This is a genomic window from Synechococcus sp. ATX 2A4 (assembly GCF_024346375.1).
GTDB lineage: Bacteria > Cyanobacteriota > Cyanobacteriia > PCC-6307 > Cyanobiaceae > MW101C3.
In genome coordinates this window covers 105,713-117,759 of the sequence record NZ_JAGQCV010000011.1, presented here as the reverse complement: position 1 = coordinate 117,759, position 12,047 = coordinate 105,713, and the positions used below count along the sequence as shown (strand labels likewise).

11 protein-coding genes are annotated in these 12,047 nt (G+C 67.8%); 3 read left to right on the top strand and 8 right to left on the bottom strand.

Features of this window, described 5'->3' with window-relative positions:
- Window positions 1–416: 416 nt before the first annotated feature.
- Window positions 417–1,190 carry a HEPN domain-containing protein gene (locus tag KBY97_RS11560; RefSeq protein WP_255147134.1) on the top strand — a complete coding sequence of 258 codons (774 nt, stop codon included), beginning with the start codon at window positions 417–419 and terminating at the stop codon, window positions 1,188–1,190.
- Window positions 1,191–1,529: 339 nt separating this feature from the next.
- Here the strand turns inward: KBY97_RS11560 and KBY97_RS11555 are convergent, their stop codons facing one another.
- Genes KBY97_RS11555 through KBY97_RS11540 form a run of 4 tightly spaced genes read right to left on the bottom strand, consistent with a single transcriptional unit; the run spans window position 1,530 to window position 5,079 of the window.
- Window positions 1,530–2,393, bottom strand: a complete 864-nt coding sequence (locus tag KBY97_RS11555) for a DUF547 domain-containing protein (protein ID WP_255147133.1) — start codon at window positions 2,391–2,393, stop codon at window positions 1,530–1,532.
- A gap of 25 nt (window positions 2,394–2,418) precedes the next feature.
- Window positions 2,419–3,741, bottom strand: a complete 1,323-nt coding sequence (locus KBY97_RS11550) for a hypothetical protein (RefSeq protein WP_255147131.1) — start codon at window positions 3,739–3,741, stop codon at window positions 2,419–2,421.
- Window positions 3,732–4,475 (bottom strand): glycosyltransferase family 2 protein, encoded by a 744-nt coding sequence (locus KBY97_RS11545; RefSeq protein WP_255147130.1) that lies wholly within the window; start codon window positions 4,473–4,475, stop codon window positions 3,732–3,734. The genes KBY97_RS11550 and KBY97_RS11545 overlap by 10 nt, the downstream gene beginning before the upstream one ends.
- Entirely contained in the window at window positions 4,384–5,079 is a 696-nt protein-coding gene (locus KBY97_RS11540) for a TIGR04282 family arsenosugar biosynthesis glycosyltransferase (RefSeq protein WP_255147145.1), read from the bottom strand. The genes KBY97_RS11545 and KBY97_RS11540 overlap by 92 nt, the downstream gene beginning before the upstream one ends.
- A gap of 174 nt (window positions 5,080–5,253) precedes the next feature.
- On the opposite strand from KBY97_RS11540, the gene KBY97_RS11535 reads away from it, so the two are divergent.
- Both KBY97_RS11535 and KBY97_RS11530 read left to right on the top strand, forming a co-directional pair.
- A complete protein-coding gene (locus KBY97_RS11535) occupies window positions 5,254–7,455 on the top strand; it encodes an FAD-dependent oxidoreductase (protein ID WP_255147128.1) in 2,202 nt (733 codons plus the stop codon).
- 41 nt (window positions 7,456–7,496) lie between these two features.
- Complete coding sequence (locus KBY97_RS11530) at window positions 7,497–8,666, top strand: methyltransferase domain-containing protein (RefSeq protein WP_255147126.1); 1,170 nt, start codon at window positions 7,497–7,499, stop codon at window positions 8,664–8,666.
- 12 nt (window positions 8,667–8,678) lie between these two features.
- On the opposite strand, the gene KBY97_RS11525 is transcribed toward KBY97_RS11530, so the two are convergent.
- Genes KBY97_RS11525 through KBY97_RS11510 form a run of 4 tightly spaced genes read right to left on the bottom strand, consistent with a single transcriptional unit; the run spans window position 8,679 to window position 12,033 of the window.
- Window positions 8,679–9,455 carry a phosphate ABC transporter ATP-binding protein gene (locus tag KBY97_RS11525; RefSeq protein ID WP_255147125.1) on the bottom strand — a complete coding sequence of 259 codons (777 nt, stop codon included), beginning with the start codon at window positions 9,453–9,455 and terminating at the stop codon, window positions 8,679–8,681.
- 2 nt (window positions 9,456–9,457) lie between these two features.
- A complete protein-coding gene (pstA, locus tag KBY97_RS11520) occupies window positions 9,458–10,327 on the bottom strand; it encodes a phosphate ABC transporter permease PstA (protein ID WP_255147123.1) in 870 nt (289 codons plus the stop codon).
- Window positions 10,320–11,201 carry a phosphate ABC transporter permease subunit PstC gene (pstC, locus tag KBY97_RS11515; protein ID WP_255147122.1) on the bottom strand — a complete coding sequence of 294 codons (882 nt, stop codon included), beginning with the start codon at window positions 11,199–11,201 and terminating at the stop codon, window positions 10,320–10,322. The genes pstA and pstC overlap by 8 nt, the downstream gene beginning before the upstream one ends.
- On the bottom strand, window positions 11,167–12,033 hold the full coding sequence (locus KBY97_RS11510; protein ID WP_255147120.1) for a phosphate ABC transporter substrate-binding protein: 867 nt from the start codon (window positions 12,031–12,033) through the stop codon (window positions 11,167–11,169). Before KBY97_RS11510 ends, pstC begins: the two co-directional genes overlap by 35 nt.
- Between the last annotated feature and the right edge of the window lie 14 nt (window positions 12,034–12,047).

Below are 12,047 nucleotides of genomic sequence, written 5' to 3'. Positions count from 1 at the left end.
TTTTGCCGCTCGATCACGCAGCCCGCTGAACCATTCGGCATAGGCAGGGGTCTCCCGAATCTCCAGCATGCCACCATTGTATCTCCAGGGATACGGCGCTGCAACTGGTCTTCGGCCTGTCTAACGCTCCAAATCAGAAGCGGGCAGACATCTGTAGATTCAGGAGTTGACTCTCGCCCCCGTCTTCTGAATTTGGTTGTTAGCTGCTAAATAATTTCGAAATCACAAAAGTTTCTTGCTACGCGTTGACCAGTTAATTGTGTCACTCCAGAGTCGAACTGGAACTCTCTACTTTAGACTGCCTTCAGCCGAGAGGGCATTGGAGAGTAGAGGTGCTACCGTTACACTAGTGACACATCCAATTCATAGCACGGATAGAGTGCTCTGTCAAGCCCTGATTTTGCCGGCGCCTCTAGATGCTGATAAATACAAAATCGTATCTGCTTTTACGATCTTACATTCAGGAGTCGCTGGACTATGCATATCTGACATGCCATGCGGTTCCGGCACTCAACGCATACATAAAAGCTGTGGAGAAGGGATCTGCTCAGAAGATCCCAAATCCCGATCACTTTGGACAGCCAGGGGATCATAGTAGACTTAAGCAAATTAAAGAGAGCTATAAGGATTCTCTTGGCAGATTCATGCTGATTTCGACGTTTAGTCATTTCGAGGCCTACGTTCAGGACGTTGTTAGCGAAATATTTGACTTTCACGGCGGGTTTGCATCTCTTCATTCTCTCGCAAAAAGAAGATCTAGGGTAGAGACTAGACTAAGATCAGACCGCTTAGCGATGTTCCCCGAAATAAAGCCTCTTAGCGAATCTCGGAAGTCAGGAAAGCAAGGGAAGTATCGGAAAAGCATCACCCAACTGGAAAGCAAAGGATTCGCTTTTCCTTCTCAGATGGCTTCTGCATATGGATTTCAAAAGCTTGCTGAGGCAATTTCAAAAAGTGGTTTTCGTGCAAGCCGGATCTGCGAGATAGTGTTTGATGGCTTAGGGATGCCTCATGATGTCGAGATGGAAGACAACATCTCGCGAATACGCGGGATTCGAAATGATATCGCACATGGTAGGCGTCGTGAGTATCATCTTTCAAAGTCGATAGACGATCTGAAACTAATGCGCAAATATGCACTGTTAATTGATCAGCACATTATTGATTACTTTTTGCTGATTGAAGATTAGATGCACCCGTCCGGCACCAGGGACACCATTGGTGTCCTTCCGTGGCACATCCAGCTAACTTGTTCTTCGACAGTTCCGCAAACCACCCCCGCTTGGCCTTGCCCTTCTGCAAACCGCAGGGAGAAACGCATCTAGGCCATCCCACTAAGCAGATGCTGCAAGGACTTTGGTTGACCAGCTTAAAGCGGTGCCGTTGGTTCACGGGTCAGAGAACCACTGTTCGCAACGATACACATCCTCTGGGGGTTTCGCCACCTGCAAGAGACATTTTGCGCAAGCCACAATGCTCTTCCACTCATAAGAGCTATCACCTACGCCTGCTTTCCCCCCGCGAACAACTCAGCTCTGTGGGCGATTCAGGCTCCAGTCGTAGGGCAGGTGGGTCAGGCGGAAGTTGCCCCCCTCCAGCAGTTGTTGATCCTCGGCCGGCCGGTAGCGAGCGATGAAGCGCAGAATCGCGCTCTGCTTCTCGTGGCCGGGCACGGGAGCGGCATTGGGATCGGCGCGCGCCCAGTCTTCCCCGAACCACTCAAAGATCTTCGAGATCCCCACGGTTCTGTTGGCCCGGTCAATCTGCAGCCCCACGCTGCTGGCCAGCCAGCGCCTGCTCTGGTCCTCCAGCTGCCGGTCGAGTTCCGCGCCCGTGAAGGCTTCGCCACGCAACGGCGGACAGCTCATGGCGGCGCAGACGAGGGCGGCGTGGATGCGGGGCTCGTTGTACTCGCGCCGCAGGATTTCGTGCTCGATCCCATCGAGGGTGAGTTGCTGGCCCATCAAGGTGTGGCGGCGGAATTTCCACACACCCGGGATGTCCTTGATGCTGGCCCGGATCGGATCGTGCTCAATGATCGCGCGCAGGGTGAGGCCGTTGTAGGCGTTGATCAGCAGGGCGATCTGATCGGCCTCCGGCCAGGAGGCAAAGCGCTGGGACGTGAGCTCGGCCAGTTCCTTGAGGTAGCGATTCAGCTGGCTTGGATCACGCTGCAGGGTGTCGTAATCCACCAGCCCCTGCTCGTTCACCACGGCTTGCAGCACGGCGTTGAACGGGGCTGGATCCAGGCGTGGCTGGGGGGCCGTGGCTGTGGCGCTGCCGCTGCTCTGGCGGAGGATCTGCGCGGCCGGTCCGCCGCCGCAGCCGGCCGCGCTGAGCAGCAGCACGCCGCAGAGGGCAAGAGACGGGGCTCTGAAACGAAGCGGGACCATGGCAGCGAGGGAGCAGACCTGGGGTTTACCGCTGAACAGCTGATTCGGTTCGCTCGCGCTGTTCTGCCCACTGGCTCAGCAGCAGACCCAGCAGCAGCGGCAGCCACAGCAGCAGCCGTTCCGGGGTCGTGAGCTGCCAGTCGGGCACCCGCGAGGGCAGCACGAAATACACGAACGCCGAGAGGCTCACCAGCCGCGCCCCCCAGTTCTGGCTGGGCACGGCGAAGGGCATCAGCCAGATGAAATACCAGGCGTGCACCACCGGGGAGAGCAGCAGCAGGGCCAGCATGTAGCGCCAGGCGAACACCCCCAGCGGCGCGCGGCCAGCGAGCAGCACCCCCACCACCAGAAGCAGCAGCACCCCATGCACGGCATTGGTCTGCAGGGTCCAGGGCCAGAGCTGGCCGATCCAGTGGGGCAACCATTCGGCGCTGCGGCCATGGCGGATGAAGGTGGAACCGGTGGGCACCAGCGGGCAGCTGTTCAGGCCGCAGAACAGGGAGGCCCCCAGCACCAGCGGTGCCAGCCCCAGCAGCGCCGTGCTCAACGGTGGCCCGGGCCGGCGTGTGTGCCGCCAGTGGCTCCAGGCGCGCTGGACCAGCAGCGGCACGGTGATCCACTTCACCGCCACGCTCAGACCCAGCAACAGGTCGACCCAGGCCTCGCCGCGACGACCCCGGGGCGCGGGCGTGCGCTCGCTCAGCAGCCAGGCGGCCACCAGCGGCAGCAGGAACCAGCTGTCGTAATGGCCGCCACCGCTGATGCCGTAGATCACCAGCGGATTCCAGGCGTAGAGCGCGGTGCGTGCCGCCCCGAAACGCGCCGCCAGCAGGGCGCAGATCGCCAGGTCGGCGGCGGTGAAGGAGAGCTTGAACAGCAGCGCCTGCTGGGCCACGGCGGCATGCAGCCGGAACAGCAGCTGCGCCAGCGGCGGATAGATGGCGGTGGTGTCGGGGTGGTTGATCAGCGGCCACCAGGGCGTGCGCAGTGCCTCCAGCGCCGCGGCATCCGGCGGCAGGACGTAGGGGCTGAAGCCCTGCAGCTGGATCCCCCCCTCCCAGAGGTAGCGCCAGATGTCATCGCCGGGCTCCATGCCCAGCAGCGCCAGCCGCGCGAGCACAGCCACCGCCCAGAACAGCGCCCGGGGAACCGAAGCCAGCGACCAGGACAGGGCAAAGCCCGCCCCCATCACCGCCGCTGCGAGCCAGAACGGCTGCAGGTTGGCGGGGTCGAACAGATCGCCGTGGGGGCGCATCATCAGCGCCCCGCCGATCAGCAGCAGGGCGCTGGCCGCTTGCCGCAGCCAGACCTGCCGCAGCCCCGCCGGCAGCTGGAGTCTCAGCGCCATCGCCGCAGCCACAGCCGGCCGAGGGTGGAGAGGATCACGCTCCCCGCCTGCACACTGGCGCGCCAGCGACCGGAAATCTTTGAGTCCCCCGCCAGGCGCGGCCGGTGGGAGACGGGAATCTCGCGGATGCGCAGGCCCAGTTCAATGGCCCGCACCTGCATCTCCAGCGTCCAGCCGTAGCCCCTGTCGCGCATCCCTATCGCCTCAAAAGCGGACCGGCGCACCAGGCGCAGGGGCCCCAGATCGCGGTAGCGGAACCCCCAGCCCAGCGCCACCAGCCCCGTGGCCAGGCGGTTGCCCCACTGCTGCAGAGGGGTGAGCGCCGCCCGCCCCAGGGCCGTGGCGGTGCGGTCGCCCAGCAGCAGGTCGTGGTCGTGCAGCAGCGGCAGGAAGCGGGGCAGCTCCTCGATCGGATCGCTGCCGTCGCCATCGCAGAACAGCAGCCAGCGCACTTCGGGGTCGAGCTGGAGGCAGCCCCGCCAGCAGGCCCTGCCATAACCGGGCCGCGGCTCGCGGAGCACCTCCGCCCCCTGCTCCGCGGCGATCACGGCGCTGCCATCGCTGCTGCCGTTGTCCACCACCCGGATGCGGCGCAGCCCCTGCTGGTGCAACTGGCCGATCACATGGGCGATCGTCTGCTGTTCATTGCGCACCGGGATCACCACCTGCAGGCTGTCGAGCAGGTCCCTGGTGGGCTCGGGTTGCGGTTGCGGTTGGGGTGAATCGATGGCCATGGCAGGTCCCGAGGTGTGCGCGCAGTCCCAGTGGCAGACGAGCCAGATCGGCAGGTTCGTCGATATCGGCCAGGGGGCTCTGCTCTCCCCATGACCAACCGAGTGTGCGCAACCGCTCGCGGGTGATGCCGCAGACGGCATCCGTGCTCCAGGGGATCGCGCTGAACAGGGAGGGCGCGAAGCGGCTGAGGGCCAGCAGCACATAGCCGCCATCGAGGCTGGGAATCAGCGCGGCCTCGTGGTGGGCCAGCTGGGCCGCCGCCACCTGCAGATGATGCACGTCGAGGCCGGGGCAATCCATCCCCAGCAGCACCAGATGCGTTCCCGTCGCCTGCGCCCGCTCAGCAACGGCGGCCAGGCGCGCGCCGAGATCCCCGTCGGCTTGCGCGCTCCAGGCCAGCCCTGGCGGCAGGTTCAGCCGCCGCCAGGCCGGATGGTCAGGAGCAGGGGCGGTGCACAACTCCACCACGCCAAGGCCGCTGGCACAGGCCGTGCGGATGGTACGGCGCAGGAGCCGTTCGGCCAGCTGTGCGGCGCCGGCCGGGCCCAGAGCTGGCTCCAGCCGGGTCTTCACCTGCCCCGGGACGGGCGCTTTGGCGAGGATGACGATGCGAACGGGGGGGTGCAGGGGGCCAGCCCTCCTCAGGGATCACCAAGGACATACCCGCCAACCGACAGTCTGGTTTGGTGCCTGTCCCAGACAGCCAATACACACCACGGTGCAGCCGGCCAATCCGCGCCACGGTGTTGCCGGTAGGTCTAGGGAAGCGCCTCCTCCATGTCCTCGTCTGTTTCCACGCCGGCCGGCCCGCAACGCTGGCGCCAACCCCTGCTGATCGCCGCCATCGTCCTGGTGGTGGTGCTGTTCTTCGGGCTGGGACTGCACCGCCAGCTCACCCTCGAGGGCCTGCAGCGCGCCCACGGCGCCCTGCTGGAGCGGCGGGCGCAGGCGCCGTTGCTGGTCGGGGGCGGCTACGTGCTGATTTATGTGCTGGTCGCGGCGCTGTCACTGCCGGGGGCCGCGGTGCTCACCCTGGCCGGTGGGGCGATCTTCGGCGTAGGGCTCGGCACCCTGCTGGTGTCGTTTGCCTCCAGCCTGGGCGCCCTGCTGGCCTTCCTGGTGGCCCGCACCCTGCTGCGGGATCTGGTGCGGCGTCGCTTCGCCCGCCAGCTGGCCCCGATCGAAGCCGGCGTGGCGCGCGATGGGGTGCTCTACCTGCTCAGCCTGCGGCTGGCGCCGGTGTTCCCGTTTTTTCTGGTGAACCTGCTGATGGCGCTGACGCCGATGCGGGCCGCCAGCTTCTATCTCACCAGCCAGATCGGCATGCTGCCCGGCACGTTTGTGTACGTGAATGCCGGCACCCAGCTGGCCCAGTTGCGCGGCCTCGGCGGCATCCTCAGCCCGCCGTTGCTGGGCTCCCTGCTGCTGTTGGCCCTGTTCCCCTGGCTGGCCAAGGCGGCCACCAGCTACTGGCAAACCTGGCGCCTTTACCGCCGCTGGCCGCGGCCCCGCCACTTCGACCGCAACCTGATCGTGATCGGTGCCGGTGCGGCAGGGCTGGTCACCTCTTACATCGCCGCCACGGTGAAGGCGCGGGTGACGCTGGTGGAGCGCGCCGAGATGGGCGGCGACTGCCTCAACACCGGCTGCGTGCCCAGCAAGGCGCTGATCAGCTCGGCGCGGCTGGCGGCCCGCATGCGTCGCGCCGACCGCTACGGCCTCGAGCCGGTGGAGCCGCGCCTGAGCGTGCGCCAGGTGTTCGCGCGGGTGGCCGCCAAGGTGGAGGCCATCGCCCCCCACGACAGCGTGGAGCGCTACGAGGGCCTGGGGGTGGAGGTGCTGCGCGGCCACGCCCGCCTGCTCGATCCCTGGACCGTGGCGATCCGCACGGGCGACGGCGCCGAGCAGAAGCTCACGGCCCGCGTGATCGTGCTGGCCACGGGCGCTGAGCCGGTGCGGCCCGACTGGCCCGGCGCTGACGCGGTGCCCCTGCTCACCAGTGAGACGGTGTGGAGCTGGCTGGGCAGCTCTGACCTGGAGCGCCCGCGGCTGGTGGTGCTGGGGGGCGGCCCGATTGCCTGCGAACTGGCTCAGGCCCTGGCCCAGCTGGGCCTGCCGATCACCCAGATCCAGCGCAGCGAGCGCCTGCTGAACAAGGAAGACGCGGATGTGGCCGCCGAGGTGCAGCAGGCCCTGGCGGCCGATGGCGTGACCCTGCTCATGGGCGCCCAGGTGCTCGGCTTCGAGCGGCAGCCCGGCCCCGGGGGGGCAGCGATGGTGCTGGTGCAGCGCGGCGATCGGCAGGAGCGGATCGCCTGCGATGCCGTGCTCTGCGCCCTGGGCCGCCGCGCCCGGCTCACGGGCTACGGCCTTGAAGACCTGGGCATCCCCACCGGCGCCACGGTCACCACCAACGCCTACCTGCAGACGAACTACCCGAACATCTACGCCGCCGGCGATGTGGCCGGACCGTTCCAGTTCACCCACACCGCCGCCCACCAGGCCTGGTATGCGGCGGTGAACGCCCTGTTCGGCAACCTGCGCGCCTTCAAGGCCGATTACCGGGTGATCCCCCGCACCACCTTCACCGAGCCGGAGGTGGCCAGCGTTGGGCTCACCGAAGCCGACGCCGAGCAGCAGAGCATCGCCGTGGACGTGACCCGCTTCCCCCTGCACGAACTCGACCGCGCCATCGTGGAGAGCGCCGAGCAGGGCTTCGTGAAGGTGCTCACCCCGCCCGGCAGCGACCGCATCCTCGGCGCCACGATCGTGGGCGATCACGCCGGCGAATTGCTGGCTGAGTTCGTGCTGGCGATGAAGTGGGGCCTGGGGCTGAGCAAGATCTTTGCCACCATTCACGCCTACCCCACCATGGCGGAGGCCAACAAGTTCGCCGCCGCCAGCTGGAAGAAGCAGCGCGTGCCCCACCACCTGATGCCCTGGCTGCGCCGCTACCACGCCTGGCGTCGTCGCAGCTGAGCCCCCCGAAGCCCTCACCTCCATCCCTCTTCATCCAACCCATGGCCAGCCCCACCGACACCAGCTGCTGCAGCCCGACGGCCACCAGCCAGGCGGCCACCAGCGCCCCTGATACCAGCCCCACCGACGTCAGCCGCGGCGTGCAGGAGTACTACGGCTCCACGCTCAGCAGCAGCGCCGACCTGCGCACCGACGCCTGCTGCGACGCCAGCAGCGTGCCGGCGGCCCTGCGTCCGCTGCTGGCCCGCATCCACCCCGAGGTGCTGTCGCGCTACTACGGCTGCGGCCTGGTGGTGCCACCGCTGCTGGAGGGGCTGCGGGTGCTGGATCTGGGCTGCGGCAGTGGCCGTGATGTGTATCTGCTGGCCCAGTTGGTGGGTGCCAGCGGCGCCGTGGTGGGCGTCGACATGACGCCCGAGCAGCTGGCGGTGGCCCGGCAGCATCAGCAGCACCACGCCGAGCAGTTCGGCTTCGCCAATGTGACCTTCCTGGAGGGCCGCATCGAGCAGCTCGATCAACTGCCGCTGGAGCCCGGCAGCTTCGATCTGGTGATCTCCAACTGCGTGGTGAACCTCTCGGCCGACAAGCTGGCCGTGCTGAACGGAGTGCGGCGCCTGCTCAAGAGCGGCGGTGAGTTCTTCTTCGCCGACGTGTACGCCGACCGGCGCGTGCCCGAGGCGCTGCGCCACGATCCGGTGCTCTACGGCGAATGCCTCAGCGGCGCCCTCTACTGGAACGACTTTGTGAGGCTGGCCCGCCAGGCCGGCTTTGCTGATCCCCGCCTGGTGAACGACCGGCCGCTTGAGATCACCGATGCTGAGCTGGCTGCGCGCACCGGCGCCATCCGCTTCTTCTCCGCCACCTACCGGCTGTTTTCCATCCCCGAATTGGAAGACGCCTGCGAAGACCACGGCCAGGCGGTGATCTATCGCGGCACGATCGCCGAGCACCCGCACGCCCTGCCCTTCGACAAGCACCACTGGATCGAGGCCGGCAAGGTGTTTCCGGTGTGCGGCAACACCTTCCGCATGCTCGCTGACAGCCGCCTGGGACCCCACTTCGATTTCATCGGTGATTTCAGCCGCCACTACGGCCTGTTCGAGGTCTGCGGCACGGCCCTGCCGTTTGGCGGGCCCGAGGCCACGATCGCTGCCGCACCCGCTGCCTCCTCCGCGGCAGCCACAGCCGCAACGAGTGGCTCCTGCTGCTGAAGCGCTGCCGCGTCAGCCCCTGGCTCCCTCCAGGTAGGCGGCGCTGATCGGTGAGCGGGGCGAGGTGAACACCGCATCGGCGCTGCCCTGCTCCTCCAGATAACCCACGCCGTCGCGGTTCCAGAACACGGCCACGTCGTCGGCCAGACGGCGGGCCTGGGCCAGGTTGTGGGTCACGATCAGGATCGTGACGCTGCCCCGCAGGGACGCCACCAGACCCTCCACCACGGCACTGGCGAGTGGATCGAGGGCACTGCAGGGTTCATCGAGCAGCAGCACCTCCGGCTCCAGCACCAGGGCCCGGGCCAGGCAGAGGCGCTGCTGCTGCCCCCCGGAGAGTTCGCTGGCCGGCCGGCCCAGGCGATCTTTCACCTCCTCCCACAGGCCCACCCGCTGCAGGGCCCGCCGGGCGGCGTCCTGGCGGTCGCTGCGGCGGCCCATGCCGTGGTGGCGCAGGGGAAAGGTGAGATTGCGGCCGATCGAGAGTGGCAGCGGGTTGGGCCGCTGCACGATCAGGCCGACGCGGCGGCGCAGGGCGAGCACATCGACCCCAGGGCGCAGGATCTCCTGCCCGTCGAGGCGGATGCTGCCCCGCAGCTCGCAGGCGGGGTTGAGGTCGTGCAGGCGGTTGAAGCAGGCCAGCACGGTGCTCTTGCCGCAGCCCGATGGCCCCACGATCGCCAGGATCCGCCCCCGCCGGGCCTGGAGGCCCACGCCGCTGACGGCCGGCCGGCCGCCGTAGCGCACGGACAGGTCGTGCGCTTCCAAGCAGATCTGCAGGTCGGTCATGGTCAGAAGGTGGTGGAGTGGAGGGAGCCAAGCCAGCGGCGGGCCGCCCAGCTGGTGAACGCGTTGATCAGCAACACCAGGGCCACCAGCACAAGGGCCGTGGCCGCGGCCTGGGAGCCGCCGCCCGGCACGTTCATGGCCAGGTCGAAGATGTGCACCGACAGGGCACGGCCCGAGTCGAGCAGGGAGTCGGGCAGCCGGTCCACATAGCCGCTGGTGAACAGCAGGGCAGCGGTCTCCGCCAGGGCGCGGCCGATGCCCAGCACCAGCCCCACCGCCAGGCCGGGCGCGGCGGCCGGCAGCACGATGTACAGCAGCGACACCCGCTGGGGCAGGCCGAGGGCGGCGGTGGCCAGACGGTGCTCGGCCGGCACGGCGCGCAGGGCCATTTCCATGCTGCGGATCAGGAGCGGCAGCACCATGCAGGCCAGGGTGAGCCCGCCCGCGAGGATCGAGAAGCCCAGCCCCAAGGTGATGCTGAAGAAGGCATTGCCGAACAGGCCGAACACGATCGACGGCACCCCGGCGAGGGTGTCGAGCGAGTAGCGCACCAGCGGCCCGAAGCCGCGGTGCCCGCGCTGGAACTCGGCCAGGAACACCGCCGTGGCCAGGCCGATCGGCACGCTCACCGCCAGGCACACTCCCAGGATCAGCAGGGTGGAGATCAGGATCGGCCGGATGCCGCCGCTGCGGCCGGCATCGCCGGGCAGCTCAACAAGAAAGGCCCAGCTCAGCCGCGGCAGGCCCTGCCGCAGCAGGTCGGCCACGATCCAGCCGACCATCCCCACCACCAGCAGGGCCACCAGCCACGCCAGCAGGGCCAGGGCGGTGTCGATCACCCGGTCGAAACGGGCGGCGCCGCGCTTAGCCATGGCCGGGGCTGCTCCGCAGGCCGGCCGCCAGGGCCATCACCACCGCCACCACCCCCATCAGCACCAGCCCACCCACGAACAGCACCGAGCGGTGCAGCTCGAGGGCATAGCCGAGCTCGAGGGCAATGTTGGCCGTGAGCGTGCGCACCGGATCGAACAAGGTGGCCGGCACCTGAATCACGTTGCCGGCCACCATCAGCACGGCCATGGTTTCCCCCAGGGCCCGGCCGCTGGCCAGCACCACCGCACTGAGCAGCCCACCCCGGGCAACTGGCAGCACCACCCCCTCCAGGGTGGCCCGGCGCGACAGCCCCAGGGCGGCGGCGGCCTGCAGCGATCCGGCGGGCACGTCGCGCAGCGCCTGTTCGCTGAGCATGGCGGAGGTGGGCAGGATCATCACCGTGAGGCAGAGAATGCCGGCCAGCAGGCTCTGGCCGGGCGGGTGCCACTGGCGGATCAGCGGGGTGAGCACCACCAGCCCCCAGAACCCCACCACCACCGAGGGGATGCCGCCCAGCAGCTGCAGCAGCTGCCGGTGCGGCCCGCGCAACCGGGGTGGGCCATAGCTGGTGGCGAACAATGCCGAGCCCAGGCCCAGCGGCGCGGCCAGCAGCACGGCCCCGCCGCTGGAGAGCAGGGTGCCGGCCAGCATTGGCAGCAGGCCGTAGTCGGCATCGCCATCCCCGCTGGCGGGATGCCAGCCGGGATCGCGCAGGAAGTGCGCCGGCCCGAGCTGCAGCAGGGCGGGCCAGGCCTCGCGCAGCACGAACAGCAGGATCAGGGCCACGATCAGGGCCGCCACCGCCGAGAGCAGCCGCAGCGTCCACAGCAGCGGCCGGTCAGCGTGCCGGTGGAACGAAGTACTGGGCTTCAACAAGATCGTGCACCTCGGGGGAGCGGGCAAAGGCGAGAAAGGGGGCCACCCCGGCCGCCGGCGGCGGCTGGATCACCAGATTCAGGGGCCGGGAGAGCGGGTAGCGCCCGGAGCGCACGTTCTCCAAGGTGGGCGCGATGCCGGCCAGGGGCAACAGCCGGATGGGGGTTCCCGCCGTTGCCTCCTGGCTGGCGGTGCCGATCGACACGTAGCCGAGCGCATGGGGATCGCCGGCCACCGTGAGGATGCCCTGCTGGTTGTCGCCGATCACCACCGACGCCCTGATCCGGCGGTTGTCGAGCCGGAAGTGCTCGAGGAACAGCTCCAGGGTGGAGCGCCCCTCCGCCTTGGTCACCACCGTGATGGGGGCATCCGCTCCGCCCAGCTGCCGCCAGTTGCTGATCGCCCCGGTGTACACCGCCCGGATCTGGTCGTCGCTGAGGCTGCGCACCGGATTGGCGCCGTTGACGATCAGGGCGATCCCGTCGATCCCGATCGTGGTGGCCACCAGATCCGCCTCCTCCGGCCTGAGCGCCCTGGACACCAGACCGATCTGGGCGGTGCCGCTGCGCGCGTCGGCGATCCCCCGGGAGGAGCCACCGGTCTGTACATCGACGCGGGTGCCGGGATGGCTGGCCTCGTAGCGCTTTGCGATCTCGGCGGCGAGGGGGGCCACCGTGCTGGATCCGCTGAGGCTGAGCTTCAGTTCGCGGGCCGCGCTGCAGCCCGCCACAGCTGCCACCAGAGCCAGGCCGGCCACGGCCCGGCGGATCGCTGGCCGTTGCTGTCGCCCCGAGGAATGCGGTGGCCTTGCCTTTGGCTGAACAGTCATGGGAAGGGAACACA